The sequence below is a fragment of the Romboutsia sp. 1001713B170131_170501_G6 genome (assembly GCF_015668195.1).
Lineage (GTDB): Bacteria > Bacillota > Clostridia > Peptostreptococcales > Peptostreptococcaceae > Romboutsia_C.
In genome coordinates this window covers 127,344-141,748 of the sequence record NZ_JADPFC010000002.1, presented here as the reverse complement: position 1 = coordinate 141,748, position 14,405 = coordinate 127,344, and the positions used below count along the sequence as shown (strand labels likewise).

The window sequence follows — 14,405 nt, the reverse complement described above, 5'->3', positions numbered from 1 at the left end:
AATAAGTCAATATTGTGTATTTAAAAAATTTTATAGACATTATATTGACTTATTTTTTTATAAACAATTAAAATACATATATTTACTAATAATATAAAATATGGTTAAAGATATACATATATGATATAATAAATAGTGATATTTGCATAAAAACTAAATAGGAAAGGGAACGATAATGAATTTTAAAGAATTATTTTATAAATGTGTAGATTTTATAGATATATATAAAAAAAATATAATCACAGTTTCATTATCAGTATTAGGTGTAATAGTATTAGCTATAGTATTTTTCATAAGTAGTGATGAATTAAGTGTACAAAAGGAAGTTAATACGTTATTGGAAAATATAGAAAACCGTAGATATAATATAGCTATTGACAATTACTCTAACTACGAAAAGAAATTTTCTGACTCTAAAATGAAAAGAATTGATAAATCATTATCTAAAAAGATAAATAAATTACTTCTTGAAAGTGGAGATAAATACATAAATAAAGAAATTACAAAGGAACAATATGTAGGTATGATAAATACCATAAATGCGATAGAAAATATTGAAGTAGATGTAGGTCGTATAATAGAACAATCTCAAAGAGTCTCAGATATGTATAAGGAAGAAAATACAGATTATGATACAGCATTATCTTATATAAGTATGGCATCTACACTAAATGGAATTTCAAATGAATTAGATGTATATAAAAGTAATATAGAGCAAATACATGAATCTAGATTGGTGTATGAAAAAGCAAATGAAAACAAAGAAAATCATATGTATTATGAAGCAATACAAGATTATGATAAAGTATTAGAAAAAGATGAAAAATACTACAATAAAGCACAAAAAGAAAAAGATGAATGTATAGAGCTTATATATGATGATTATATAGAAAAAGCTGATGAAAGTAACAAAGATGGAGATTATGAAAGTGCATTAAGATACATAGAGTATGTAAAAAAATATTATCCAGATGATGAAAGTATACTAAATTTAGAAAAAAAGTATAAGGAAAAATTATCAATATACACATTATCAGCTGATGATATTATTAATTTAATATCTAAAAAAGGAAACATATCTAAAAATAGCCTATCTATAAATTCTTACTACCAAATGATAGATGGTGAAAAATATTATTGTGTTGAAGTTTTAGAGTATGGAATGTTAACAGATGAAATACTAGTAAATGCCAAAACAAAGGAAATATATTCATATAGAGATAGTAATAAAGATTACAAAAATACTTACTGTAATGGGTATTTTAGATATGATAATTCAGGAAAAGTACAATTTGCAATAAGTGAAGAAAAAGCTAAATTTATACTTCAAAAAAAATTAGAAAAAAATGACGAAAAGTACAAAGAAATATATGAAGTATCTAAAAATAAAGCGGATAGATATGTAGAAGATGAAAAAGGATTAGAAAATATATTAAAGGGAAATGAAGACTTATACTACTATGAAATTGTAAATAAAGGATTCTTTAGACCTAAAGAAGCTTTTATGATAAATATGTATAGTGAAAAAGTTTATATAATTTCTCAAAAAGAGATTAAAGAATATTAAAAGTGTGTTTTTTAACACACTTTTTTTAAAATATTGAAATATAAAAGAGGATATATGAATCTTATAGCCAAGTAATAATATGTGAGAAAAATGGGAGATTGAGGAGAGTAAGACATGAAAGATGTAAAAAAATATGTATATCCTATAACAGGTGTAATATTATTGGGAATAATTGTTTTTATAGGTTTTATAAGTTTCCAAATAAACGGAAATAAAATACTTAAAAACACATATGTTAACAACATATCAATAGGAAATATGACAAGAGAAGAAGCTAAAGATGTACTAAATAAAAAATACGACATAAAACAAATAGATATTTCATATTCAGATAAGTTATGGAAAATAAATAGCAAAGATATAGACTTAAAATATAGTCTAGATAAAACTATTAATGAAGCACTATCTATAAATAGAGAAGGTTCTATGATAGATAATATTAAAAAAACTATAAAATCAAATTTTGGAGTAAAAAATAACCTTGAGCTTAAAGTAGATTATAATAAAGAGAAATTAATAAAATGTGTCCAAGATATATCTAAGGATATAAATATTGATATGGAAGATGCAAAAATAGATATAAATAATTCTGAAGTAGAGGTATTACCAGGACATAAAGGGCAAGAAGTTGATGTAAATAAGAGTGTAGAAAATATAATCAGTCAACTTAAAAAAGGAAATAAAAAAGAAGAGTTAGTAGTAAAAGTTACTAATCAGAATGTAAAAAAAGATGATATACAACATATAGATACATTACTAGCTAGTTATTCTACAAAATTTGATTCATCAGTAGCTGGTAGAACAACTAATATAAGATTAGCAGCAAGTAGAACTAGTGATAAACTGCTAATGCCTGGTGAGACATTTTCATATAATGAAAATACTTTAATGAGAACTGTATCAAATGGTTATAAAAATGCTCCAGTTATAGTACAAGGAGTAGTACAAGAAGGTGTAGGAGGTGGAGTTTGTCAGGTATCATCTACACTATATAATACGGTGTTATATTCAGGGTTAGAAATCGTAGAACTTAAAAATCATTCTATACCATCTACATATGTAGCAAAAGGGAGAGATGCAACTGTAACCGATGGAGGGATAGATTTTGTATTTAAAAATAATTTAAAGCAGCCTATATATTTAAAAAATTATGTATCAGGAAATAGAGTTATATGTCAAATATATGGTAGTAAATCAGATAAGCAAAATGTAGATATAGTAACTAATATAGATGGAGTATCACAAGCTCCTATAAAAAGAGTGGATGATCCAACTCTTCCAAAAGGGAAAGAAAAACAATTAGAAAAAGCAAGAAATGCATATACAGTATCAACTTACAGAGTATATAAGGATAGTAATGGAAAAGTGCTAAAAAAAGAAAAAGTATACACATCATATTATCCTAAAAAGCAAGGAGTTATAGCTGTAGGAACTATGGAGGTTAAAACACCAGAACAAAAACCTGTACAACCAGTAAAACCAAATCAACCAGAACAAAAACCTGTACAACCAGAGGCACCAACGCCACAACCAGAACAAAATCCTAATCCAGACACACCAAGTGTATCTTAAGAAGGGGTATAATATTAGTTATAAAAAGATAGCCTATGATGTAGGTTATCTTTTTTTATAACAATTTGCCTAAAAATATGAAAATATGTATATCTTTGACTTGGAGTGTTAAATGTGTTATCTTAGAATATATATTTAAATTAGGAGGAGAATATGATTTTAGGTAAAATTATCAAAAAAGATATAAAGCAAATGCCTAGAAAAATTTTAGATATATCTTTAGTTGAAGATAACAAAAGTGATTTGACATTTTTTAATATAGATGAAGAAGAAACTAACGAAACATTAAAGGCATTAAAGCAAAGTTATGTAACTAATAACTATAAAGAAGAAACAATATTAAATTTACAAAATACACTTAAGAGTAACTCAGAAGATACTTCAAAAGAACTGAAGTTAGAATCATATAAAAGGTACAATAATGCGCTGGATTTATCTATAAAGGGATATTTAACTAGTGCATATGAATTAATAGAAAAAGCTATAGAGATAAACCCAAAAGATGTAGACATACTTAATTTAAAGGGGTTACTTACTCTATTAAAATGTGATTTTGCTAAGGCTTTTGAAAGTTTTTACACTGCTATGTGTTATGGTAACAATGAACTATCTAGAAAGTATGTAGATATGCTATCATCTGATGAATTTAAAGTATTCTTAGGTAGATATAATCACTCTATAAGATTTATTAATGAGGAGATGAACCAAGAATCAATACACATACTTGAAAATATGATAGATGATGATCCAGATTTAATAGAACCATATATAATACTTTCTTTAATATATGATAAGATAGGTAATGTTAAAAAAAGAGAACATTATCTAAGTAGATTAAGAGAAGTAGATAAGGATAATCCTTTGCTTGAAAAAAAGAAGGAAGAAAAAGAAGAAAAAAAAGAAGATGTTAAGCCTAAGAAAAAATCTAAAAATAGTAAGCCATTTTTAATATTTGGAGTATGTTTACTTTTAGCATTAGGTGCATATCATATGTATAGTAAAAATAAAATTGATAAATTAAATGAGCAATTAAGTAACCATGAACAAGAATTAAACAAAGCGGGTAAAGAACTAAATGAAAAAGATAAAGAAATAAAAGAGAAAGAAAAAGAATTAAATAATGCAAAAAATGAAGGTAAAAAAGAAGATACACAAGTTATAGTTTCTGATGAAGAGACTTTATACCATAAGGCTGTTGATGAATCTAAAGATAAAAATTATAAAGAGGCTATAAAAAACTTTGAATATATTGTATCTCAAGGAAAAAGTAAGAAATATATATCAGAGGCTGTATACCAGCTAGCACTATTAAATGAAAAGACAGGTAATGATGAAGAAGCTATAAAATATTATAAAAGATACATAAATACTTATACGAAGAATGATCAATATTATGATGATGCATTTTATCAACTAGGAATGCTTTATTATGATAAAGGTGACTTAGAAGATGCAAAAAATACATTTTATGGATTAAGAAGTGAAGTACCAGATAGTATGTACAATAATTCAAAAGTTAATGATATATTAAAAGAAAAATAAAACTACCAATAGGTAGTTTTATTTTTTGTTATCTTACAAATCACAATCATATATAATACTACATTTAAATAAACTTATAGAAGGATGTATTAAGTTTTAGCGAGGAGGATAAGTATGAATAATAAGGAACTTTTTCTTCCGATACTTAGGGATGGAAAATATGGGTTTGTAGATAAAGAAGGAAACATCGTTGTAAGACCTAAATTTAAGTATGTATCAGAGCGATTAAAAGATGGCTATAGTGTCATTACATATATAAAAAAAATAAGAGGAATTAACAGGTGGATATTTGGTTATATAGATAAATTAGGAAATACTAAAGTCTATTTACACCTAGATAGTATATCTGATTTTAATGAAGGACTATCTAGAGCTAAAGCCTACAATAAATATGGATATTTAGATAAAAATTTAAATTTAGCTATAGATTTTAAGTATGAATGTGCGGGAGATTTTAGTGAAGGTTTAGCTAATATAAAAATAAATAAGAGGTGGGGGTATATAAATTCTAATGGAGAATTAGTAATACCTCCAAAATATACTTATGCAAATCAATTTAAAGAAAGCACTTCATTAGTAGAATATAAAAATAAGTATGGATATATAAATAGGAAAGGTGAATTTATAATAAAACCTACATATGAAATAGCAACAGATTTTAGTGAAGGATTAGCAGCTGTTAGAAATAATAACAAATGGGGATATATAGATAGAAATGGTAAATTAAAGATTGATTTTAAGTTTGATAAAGCAAAGCCATTTAGCGAAGGATTAGCAGCTGTATGTATAAATGAAAAATGGGGATATATAAACAATAATGGTGATGTAGTTATAGATGTTATATTTGATTATGCTTGCAGCTTTAAAGAAGGATTAGGTAGGTTTAATATAAATACTAATTCACTTATAAGAGGAATTAATAATAGTAAATGTGGAAAATGGGGATTTATAAACAAAAGTGGTAATGTAGAAGTACTTCCAATATATGAATCTCTATCTGATTTTAAAGATGGATATTCTGAAATAATAAATGGAAAAAATAACAATTATATAGATAAGTATGGAAAATTACTACTATAAATTTGAAAATATCTAAAAATATGATAAAGTATTATACGGGGGAGTGTTATAACTCCCTTTACAATTTCATTAAAGATTTAGTCAGAATTAAAGGAGGCAAAAATGAAATTATTTAATCAATTAGTATTAATACTAGGTGTATGGGCTTTAGGTGAATACATAAGCTCATTCATACAAAATATAGTAATTGTACCGGGTAGTATAGTTGGTATGATATTACTATTTATACTTTTAAAGGCAAACATAGTAAAGGTGGACAAGCTTGAAGATATAGGTAATTTATTGTTAGATAATATGGCTATATTTTTCATACCAGCAGGAGTTTCACTTATAAGATCATTAGGTCTTATTGAAAAAAATGTATTTGTATTGTTAATAACTATATTTTTTAGTACTATTTTAGTTATGTACATAACTGGAATAGTAGTAGAAAAGATGATTAAAAATAAAGTTAAGGAGAACTAGTCATGTATAATGTTTTAAACACACCTATATTTGGGATAGTAGTAACTATAATATTTTTTAACATAGGACTTTATATACAAAAGAAAACTAAAAGTGCTTTAATGAACCCACTTTTAATTGCAATAGTTGGAATTATATTATTTTTAAATATAACTAAGATACCATATGAAAGTTATAAAAAAGGTGCAGATAGTATAAACTTCTTTTTAGGTCCTGTAACGGTTATATTAGCATTACCATTATATAAGCAATTTGATTTATTTAAAAAGCATATATTAGAAATATTAGTAGGTATAACTACAGGTGTAGTAGTATCATTTATTTCTATAAAGATAATAGCTGGATTTACAGATGCAGATGTTAGTATAATAAATTCATTAATACCTAAATCTATAACAACTCCTATGGGGTTATCTCTTACTAATACTATAAATGGTATAGAGTCTATAACTGTAGTGGCAATAATATTTACAGGTATATTGGGCGCTATAATGGCAGAGCTTGTATTTAAGCTTGGAAGAATAAAACATCCTGTAGCAAAAGGAATAGCACTTGGAACATCGGCACATGCACTTGGAACATCAAAGGCTTTAGAATTAGGAGAAATTGAAGGGGCCATGAGTGGATTATCTATAGGTATATCTGGTATAATTACAGTCATATTAATACCTATAATAATTAATATGATATAAAAAGTTTTTTCTTATAAATGAAAATATATATAATAAAATATCAAAAAATGAAGGTTTAAATAAAATATTTTCAAATTTAAAAGTATATATTACACAATAAAAGGTAAGGAACAAAATATATTTCTTGCCTTTTATTGTGAATTAAATTATTCAGTATTTATATATTATGCAAGAAATTATTCGTTTAAATCTTTTACTGCTAAATAATTTAATAATTATTCAAAAGTTAAAAAAAAGTAAAATAGGTAAAAAAAAATTAACTAGACATATTAAAAAAAAATAATATAATATATCATGTGTAATGAATAAGAAAAAGCATAATTTAAATTACCTATTAATTTATTAGGTGATTTGTTTAGGTTGAATTGAAGGGAGAACAAAATGAGCAAAGTTAACACCACTTTAGAAGATAATGCTTTTTTAAGATATTTAGTGGTAATAGGTGGAATGATTATAGCATGTATAGGTGTCAATGGTTTTTTAAGACCAGCACATCTATTAAGTGGGGGAGTACCAGGTGCCTCTACAGCTATAAATTACTTAACAGGAATAAATATAGGTCTTTTAACATTTTTAATAAATATACCTATATTTATATTAGGGTTTATATACTTAGAAAAAGAATTTTGTATATCTAGTTTAATAAACATGATGATATTTTCTTTTTTACTAGGTATAACTCAAGATATAGCTCAATATATACCTATAAATGATATATTACTTCAAAGTGTTTATGGAGGGATATTATCAGGAATTGGAAGTGGTATTGTATTTAGAACAAAATCATCACAAGGTGGTACAGATATATTAGCTGCAATATTAAAATTTAAGAAAAATATTCCTATGAAAGATACAACATTATCTATAAATATACTAATTGTATCTATAGGCGGAGTATTATTTGGTATGGATTTAGCATTATACACATTAATAGGTATGTTTATAAGTGCATACTGTATGAACTTTGTGAAAGATGCTATGAATTATCAAAAGTCAGTTATGGTTGTATCTAGAGAAAGTGATAGTATAGCAAGAGAGATAATGAGTGAACTTCATAGAGGTGTAACCTTCTTAGAAGCTGAAGGTGCATATACTCATGAGAAGAAAAAGCTTATATACTGTATAGTATCATCAAATGAGATACCTAAGATAAAGGAAATTGCTTTAAAATATGATAAAAAATCATTTATATCTGTAAATGATGTAAGTGAGGTTAAGGGTAGAGGATTTAAAGAAAAGTACTTATAAAGTTAAAAATAAATATGAGTAAAAAAATATATATGGGAATGATTAAATATATTTAACTCTATAGTTAAATATATAAAAGTATTTGGATTTGTCAAATTATAGGTAGATTAAAAGGGTTTTGATCACTAGGATTATACAAATTGGTTATAAAAAGGGTATATCAAATAGATATACCCTTTTTTAGCAATATAAATTTATTAACATATCTTATTTTATGTAAATCTATTATATTTAAAAATATATAGAAAAGTATATAATTTATAATATATAATAAGTTTAGACTATAATAAATTTAGATTTGATAGGAGAAGCATAATATGAGTTTATCTAATGAATATTTTGATATATATAATCAGTATGTAAAGTTTATAAATAATATAAAAAGAGAAGTAAAATTTATACAAAAGCTAAAAACAAAGAAAAAAGAAGTTGCTACTGAAGAAGAAGTTAAAGCGATAGAAGAAGAGAATACAATTGAAAGTGATATAAAACCAAGAAGACCAGTTAGTAAAGTATACAATTTTTCAAATGGAGATGTATATATAGGAACAGTTATAGATGGAAAGATGAACGGAAAAGGAATATATACATTTTTAGAAGGAATAGAATATAGTGGTGAGTTTAAAGATAATATGAAAGATGGAAATGGAGAATGTATATTTACAAATGGCAATGTATATATAGGCGAGTTTAAAGAAGATTTAATGAACGGAATAGGGAAAATGGTATATAGTAATGGTAATGAATATATAGGTGAGTGGTGTAGTGGAAAAAGACATGGTGTAGGAGTATATACATGGAGTGATGGATGTATATACTTTGGAGAATTTAAATATAATAAAATGGAGGGTATTGGAGAGTGCTATGATCATGAAAAAGAGCTTATATATAAAGGAGAATGGAAAAATAATTTAGCTCATGGTAAAGGAACCTATATATGGCCAAATGGAAAAAGATATGAAGGTGAATTTGCACATGGGAAAAAGCATGGTGTTGGAATATTTTATATAAATGATGAATTGGTATATGAAGGTACTTGGAAGTTTGATAAACCATCAATATGTAATAGAACACTGGATGAAATATTTTCTTACATAAAATAACCTGCGTTATTTAACGTTAGGTTATTTTTTTATTAAGATTATCACATATAGTATATATATTATGTATGATAATTTTAAAGATGTCTATCATCATAATATAAACTGTATGGGAGAGTGATAAATTGAAAAGTATATTATTAATAGGAGGAGTAATAACAGGCTTATTACTTTTTAATATAAATATAGATAATAGCAAAAAAGAGATAGATATAAATAATAATGTTAATAATACGTCTATAAATGTTAGTAATACAAAAGACATTTATAATATAAAAATCGGAGAACATAAAGAAAAATTACTATCATTGTTTGGACAACCAGATAGAATAGATGAAAGTGAATATGGATTTGATTGGTATATATATAATAATGATTATAATAATTTTTTTATGGTAGGCATTGAAGATGAAGTTGTCAAAGGAATATATAGCAATTCATTAAATTCATGTGAAACAGAAAATATAAATATAGGTGATAAAAGAGATGATGTGAGGAAGTTGTATACACCTATAGAATATAAGAAAAAAGGAAATACTAAATATATTATTAGTTCAGAAGGGCAATATGACATAGTAGAGATAAATAATAAATATATAACATTCTTTTATGATATACATGATGGATATAAAATATGTTCATATCAGGTTATAGATTCTAAAAATGAAAGTGATATGAGATCTATATATGCAAGCCCAAGTGAAAATTTAAAAAAGAGTTTTGAAATGCAAGTTATAGATTTAACTAATAGCGTGAGAGTAAAAAATGGATTAAATAAGTTAAAATATAGCGAAAAGGCTACTATAAGTTCAAAAAAGCATAGCTTAGATATGGTAGATAAAAATTACTTTGATCATATTAATAAAGAAAATGAAACTCCTTTTGATAGGATGAATGAAGAAGGTATTAAATATATAAGTGCAGGAGAAAATATTGCAGCAGGTCAAACTAGTGCAATATATGCTCATGAAGCATTAATGAATTCTAAAGGACATAGAAAAAATATTTTAGGTAACTATAATAATATAGGAGTTGGAGTTGAATTTGGAGGAGATTATAATATTTATTACACTCAAAACTTTTATAGATAATCTAATCTGAAAGGAAGACATAATATGAAGCATAGTATAGTAAAGATTATGACAATAGCAATGGGTATAATACTAATAGTTAGCTTAAAAAATTCAGTAAGTTGTAATGATAAAATATTTATAAAAAATGGGTCAAGAGATAAAAAATTAATAGCTCTTACTTTTGATGATGGTCCACATCCAAAAGAAACAGATGAAGTATTAGATATATTAAAAAAACATGATGTTAAAGCAACTTTTTTTGTAGCAGGAAAGCATGTAAATTGGTATCCAAAACCTATTATTAGAGCTAAAGAAGAAGGACATGAAATAGGAAATCATACATTTAATCATCCAGATATAAGTAATTTAAGTCAACAACAACTAGAAGAGGAAATTGAAAAATGTGAAAAAATAATTAAAGAGGTTACAGGAGTAAAGCCAACTTTATTTAGACCACCATATGGAAGCTATAATCAAAAAACTTTAGGTGAAATAGCAAGTAAATATAAATATAAAATAGTACTTTGGACAACTGTTGACGCGAGAGATTGGCAAAATCCTAAAGCTAATAAAATAGCAGATACAATAGTAAATAATGTAAAGAATGGAGATATAGTATTACTACATGATTATGCAACAAATAACACTGTAGAAGCATTAGATATATTAATTCCTAAGATGATAGAAAAAGGATATAAATTTGTAACCGTATCAGAAATGATAGAAAATAGCTAATATATAACAATAATTTATAATATATGCACGTTACCATTAAAATATATCTAAAAAATAATTTAAAAATAATGTAAAAATAATAAAAAAATGAAACAATTGACTAAAGAGATAATATACATATATTAAAGACTATCTTGAAAAGGATTGATTTAATATATGTATAATAAAATATATGAAAAAAAAGGTTTTATAATATTTCAAGTAAAAGAAGGATATGTTGTATATAACACCAAAAAGGATTTTCAAGAAGGTCACACGCATTTAAAACATTTTGAAGCAGCAAAAACTGCAATAGATTTAGTTATAAATAAAAAAATACCTAAAAGTACAGATGTATATTATTTATCTAGCCTTGTTAGAATTTCAGATGACAATGATTATATAAATCATATTGAAGAATTAATAGAGGCAAGAAAACAAAAAGGTAAAAAAGAAAAATATTATAATAGTGGATATAAGATAGTAAAGAGAAGTTTATAGCTTCTCTTTTTTATATAAATAAATATAAAAAATTAGACCCAAAGATGACTATATTGACATAGATTTCTATAAAAATATATAATTAATATTGTATATAGGAGATACTTAAAGAGAAAAAACATAATAAAAAAGTAGTATTTAGGGGAGGGCAATAGATATGATTCTTATGATTGATAATTATGATTCTTTTGTATATAACTTAGTTCAATATATAGGCGAACTAGGTGAAGAAATCATAATAAAAAGAAATGATGAAGTAACGATAGAAGAGATAGAAAAAATAAATCCAGAGATTATAGTTTTATCACCAGGACCATGCTCACCAAATGAAGCAGGAGTATGTATTGATGTTGTAAATTATTTTAAAGGTAAAAAACCAATATTAGGTATTTGTTTAGGTCATCAAACTATAGGACATGCATTTGGTGCCAATGTTGTAAAAGCTATAAAGCCAGTGCATGGGAAAGTACATAGCATAAATCATATAAATAAAGGAGTATTTAAAGGTCTTAATAATCCTTTAAATGTAACTAGATATCATTCTTTAGTAGTTGATACAGAAAATCTTCCAGAAGAACTAGAAATAACTGCAATTACAAATGAAAATGAGATAATGGGGATTAGACATAAAAAATACTTAATAGAGGGTGTACAGTTTCATCCAGAAGCTATTTTATCAGAACAAGGGCATGACATACTTAAGAACTTTATAAATGTAGCTAGATTAGGGGGACAAGCATAATGATAAAATTAATAGATACTAATTTAAATTCATTTGAAATATTTACTATATTTAAAGATGATAGTAATAGTTTTATATTAGATAGTGCAATGGATCCTAAAAAGCTAGGTAGGTATTCATTTATAAGTAGTAACCCATTTAAGGTTATTAAATACAAAAATACAGTGAATAATCCATTAGATAATCTAGAAGAAGAACTAAATAAATATAAAGTTAAAAATAATACACATCTTCCATTTATAGGTGGTGCAGTTGGGTATTTATCTTATGATTTAGGAAATTATATGGAAAAATTACCTAGAACTGCAAAAGATGATACAAATGTTTATGATTTATATTTTGGCTTATACAATTGGGTTATAGTCATAGATCACTTAGAAGAAAAGACATATATAGCCACACCAAATTTAAATGAAAAAGAAGAGGAGAAAATAGCCCTTAATATAGAAAGAAGAATTGTTGAAGCTACTAAAGAGGGAATAGATCCTATATGTTATGAAAAAACAGAAGTTAATCCTATAAAACTTAAATCAAACTTTACTAAAGAAGAATTTATGGATTCAGTTAGAAAAGTACAAGAGTATATAAAACAAGGTGATATATACCAAGCAAACCTTACTCAAAGATTTGAAGGAGAAACAGCACTTTCTAGTTATGAACTTTATAGAGACTTAAGAAACATAAGTCCAGCACCATTTGGAGCTTTTTTAAACTTTGAAGATACTAATGTATTATCTAACTCACCAGAAAGATTTATAAAATGTATAGATAAAAAAGTGGAAACTAGACCTATAAAGGGAACTAGACCAAGAGGAACAACAAAAGAAGAAGATTTAAAATTACAAGAAGAACTTAGAAATAGTGAAAAAGATAGAGCAGAGCTACTTATGATAGTAGATTTAGAAAGAAATGATATAGGAAGAATATCTAAAATAGGAACGGTAAAGGTACCTGAATTATTTATAATAGAACCATATGCAAATGTAAATCATTTAGTTTCAACAGTAGTTGGAGAATTAGATGATAACAAAAGTTGTGTAGATGTTATAAAAGCAACATTCCCTGGTGGATCTATAACAGGAGCACCTAAAATCAGATCTATGGAAATTATAGATGAATTAGAACCTACTCAAAGAAATATATATACAGGTTCTATAGGATATATAGGATTTAATGGTGATATGGATTTAAATATAGCAATAAGAACTATTATAAAACAGAATAAAAAAGTATACTTCCAAGTTGGAGGAGGTATGACTTGGGATTCAAATCCAGAAGATGAATACCAAGAAACACTAGATAAAGCAAAATCTATAATGAAAGCATTAAGAGGCTATTATGAAGAATAATGTGAATTTTTCTAGTAATTTAGCTAAATTTGGAATAGGAGTTTTTGAAACTATAAAGGTAGATAAAATACCAATAGATATTGATATACATATAGATAGAATGTTTAATTCACTTAGTGAGTTAAACATTTTAATTAATAATAATAAAGAGTTTTACAAAGAAGAAATATTAAAATATATTAAAGAGAATAATATTGAAAATAAAGCCCTAAGATTAACAGTATTTGATGAAGGATATAATATATCAATTAGAAACATACTATACAATAAAGAAATGTATGAAATTGGATTTAGATTAAATATATCTCCTATAAGAAGAGGAGATAGTATAATACATAGGCATAAAACTACTAACTATTTTGAAAATATATATACTAAAAATTATGCTACTGAAAATGGATATGATGATGGTATATTTTTAGACGCAGAAAATAATATACTAGAATGTTCTATGAGCAACATATTTTTCATTAAAGATAAACAGATATTTACTATAAGTGATAAATTTCCTATACTTAGTGGAACTGTAAAAAGAAGGATTATAGAAATTTGTGGCGAATTGAATATACAAATAGTAGAAACTAATATAAATATAGATGAAATTAAAGAATTTGACTTTGTATTTATAACAAATAGCATAATGGAGATGATGAAAGTTATTGAAATAGAAGGCATTAAATTCAATAATAAAAATGAGTTATTTGATAAAATAACAAAAGCATATAAAGATAAAATATATAAATAGAAATTAGGAGAAATA

The 14,405-nt window shown here is 25.3% G+C and carries 14 protein-coding genes; all 14 read left to right on the top strand.

From position 1 onward, the window contains the following. Positions 1-175: 175 nt before the first annotated feature. The 14 genes from I4U89_RS06395 to I4U89_RS06330 all read left to right on the top strand — a co-directional run bounded on the left by I4U89_RS06395 (position 176) and on the right by I4U89_RS06330 (position 14,390). Positions 176-1,567, top strand: a complete 1,392-nt coding sequence (locus tag I4U89_RS06395; RefSeq protein ID WP_195939530.1) for a UbiD family decarboxylase — start codon at positions 176-178, stop codon at positions 1,565-1,567. Positions 1,568-1,681: 114 nt separating this feature from the next. Beyond that, positions 1,682-3,139, top strand: a complete 1,458-nt coding sequence (locus tag I4U89_RS06390; protein WP_195939528.1) for a VanW family protein — start codon at positions 1,682-1,684, stop codon at positions 3,137-3,139. Positions 3,140-3,292: 153 nt separating this feature from the next. Beyond that, complete coding sequence (locus I4U89_RS06385) at positions 3,293-4,681, top strand: tetratricopeptide repeat protein (protein ID WP_243279169.1); 1,389 nt, start codon at positions 3,293-3,295, stop codon at positions 4,679-4,681. Positions 4,682-4,795: 114 nt separating this feature from the next. Then, positions 4,796-5,761: a WG repeat-containing protein gene (locus I4U89_RS06380; protein WP_195939526.1), complete on the top strand. Its 966-nt coding sequence runs from the start codon at positions 4,796-4,798 to the stop codon at positions 5,759-5,761. Between the two features lie 102 nt (positions 5,762-5,863). Next, positions 5,864-6,226 carry a CidA/LrgA family protein gene (locus I4U89_RS06375; protein WP_195939524.1) on the top strand — a complete coding sequence of 121 codons (363 nt, stop codon included), beginning with the start codon at positions 5,864-5,866 and terminating at the stop codon, positions 6,224-6,226. 2 nt (positions 6,227-6,228) lie between these two features. Then, positions 6,229-6,918: an LrgB family protein gene (locus I4U89_RS06370; RefSeq protein WP_195939523.1), complete on the top strand. Its 690-nt coding sequence runs from the start codon at positions 6,229-6,231 to the stop codon at positions 6,916-6,918. A gap of 381 nt (positions 6,919-7,299) precedes the next feature. After that, on the top strand, positions 7,300-8,166 hold the full coding sequence (locus tag I4U89_RS06365; RefSeq protein WP_195939520.1) for a YitT family protein: 867 nt from the start codon (positions 7,300-7,302) through the stop codon (positions 8,164-8,166). Between the two features lie 317 nt (positions 8,167-8,483). After that, positions 8,484-9,269 carry an MORN repeat-containing protein gene (locus I4U89_RS06360; RefSeq protein WP_195939518.1) on the top strand — a complete coding sequence of 262 codons (786 nt, stop codon included), beginning with the start codon at positions 8,484-8,486 and terminating at the stop codon, positions 9,267-9,269. A gap of 122 nt (positions 9,270-9,391) precedes the next feature. Further along, positions 9,392-10,357 carry a CAP domain-containing protein gene (locus tag I4U89_RS06355; RefSeq protein WP_195939516.1) on the top strand — a complete coding sequence of 322 codons (966 nt, stop codon included), beginning with the start codon at positions 9,392-9,394 and terminating at the stop codon, positions 10,355-10,357. A gap of 24 nt (positions 10,358-10,381) precedes the next feature. Then, positions 10,382-11,074: a polysaccharide deacetylase family protein gene (locus tag I4U89_RS06350; RefSeq protein WP_195939514.1), complete on the top strand. Its 693-nt coding sequence runs from the start codon at positions 10,382-10,384 to the stop codon at positions 11,072-11,074. Between the two features lie 156 nt (positions 11,075-11,230). Then, complete coding sequence (locus I4U89_RS06345; protein ID WP_195939512.1) at positions 11,231-11,554, top strand: hypothetical protein; 324 nt, start codon at positions 11,231-11,233, stop codon at positions 11,552-11,554. A gap of 157 nt (positions 11,555-11,711) precedes the next feature. Then, a complete protein-coding gene (locus I4U89_RS06340) occupies positions 11,712-12,296 on the top strand; it encodes an anthranilate synthase component II (protein ID WP_195939510.1) in 585 nt (194 codons plus the stop codon). Continuing rightward, positions 12,296-13,645 (top strand): aminodeoxychorismate synthase component I, encoded by a 1,350-nt coding sequence (pabB, locus tag I4U89_RS06335; RefSeq protein WP_195939508.1) that lies wholly within the window; start codon positions 12,296-12,298, stop codon positions 13,643-13,645. Before I4U89_RS06340 ends, pabB begins: the two co-directional genes overlap by 1 nt. Further along, on the top strand, positions 13,635-14,390 hold the full coding sequence (locus tag I4U89_RS06330; RefSeq protein ID WP_195939506.1) for an aminotransferase class IV: 756 nt from the start codon (positions 13,635-13,637) through the stop codon (positions 14,388-14,390). Before pabB ends, I4U89_RS06330 begins: the two co-directional genes overlap by 11 nt. Positions 14,391-14,405: the final 15 nt, after the last annotated feature.

Excerpts from the sequence above, each read along its gene's own strand:
- I4U89_RS06330 (WP_195939506.1), top strand. The coding sequence starts at position 13,635 with ATGAAGAATAATGTGAATTTTTCTAGTAATTTAGCTAAATTTGGAATA.
- I4U89_RS06375 (WP_195939524.1), top strand. The coding sequence starts at position 5,864 with ATGAAATTATTTAATCAATTAGTATTAATACTAGGTGTATGGGCTTTA.
- I4U89_RS06360 (WP_195939518.1), top strand. The coding sequence starts at position 8,484 with ATGAGTTTATCTAATGAATATTTTGATATATATAATCAGTATGTAAAG.
- I4U89_RS06395 (WP_195939530.1), top strand. The coding sequence starts at position 176 with ATGAATTTTAAAGAATTATTTTATAAATGTGTAGATTTTATAGATATA.
- I4U89_RS06350 (WP_195939514.1), top strand. The coding sequence starts at position 10,382 with ATGAAGCATAGTATAGTAAAGATTATGACAATAGCAATGGGTATAATA.
- I4U89_RS06370 (WP_195939523.1), top strand. The coding sequence starts at position 6,229 with ATGTATAATGTTTTAAACACACCTATATTTGGGATAGTAGTAACTATA.
- I4U89_RS06380 (WP_195939526.1), top strand. The coding sequence starts at position 4,796 with ATGAATAATAAGGAACTTTTTCTTCCGATACTTAGGGATGGAAAATAT.
- I4U89_RS06385 (WP_243279169.1), top strand. The coding sequence starts at position 3,293 with ATGATTTTAGGTAAAATTATCAAAAAAGATATAAAGCAAATGCCTAGA.
- I4U89_RS06340 (WP_195939510.1), top strand. The coding sequence starts at position 11,712 with ATGATTCTTATGATTGATAATTATGATTCTTTTGTATATAACTTAGTT.
- pabB (WP_195939508.1), top strand. The coding sequence starts at position 12,296 with ATGATAAAATTAATAGATACTAATTTAAATTCATTTGAAATATTTACT.
- I4U89_RS06345 (WP_195939512.1), top strand. The coding sequence starts at position 11,231 with ATGTATAATAAAATATATGAAAAAAAAGGTTTTATAATATTTCAAGTA.
- I4U89_RS06390 (WP_195939528.1), top strand. The coding sequence starts at position 1,682 with ATGAAAGATGTAAAAAAATATGTATATCCTATAACAGGTGTAATATTA.
- I4U89_RS06365 (WP_195939520.1), top strand. The coding sequence starts at position 7,300 with ATGAGCAAAGTTAACACCACTTTAGAAGATAATGCTTTTTTAAGATAT.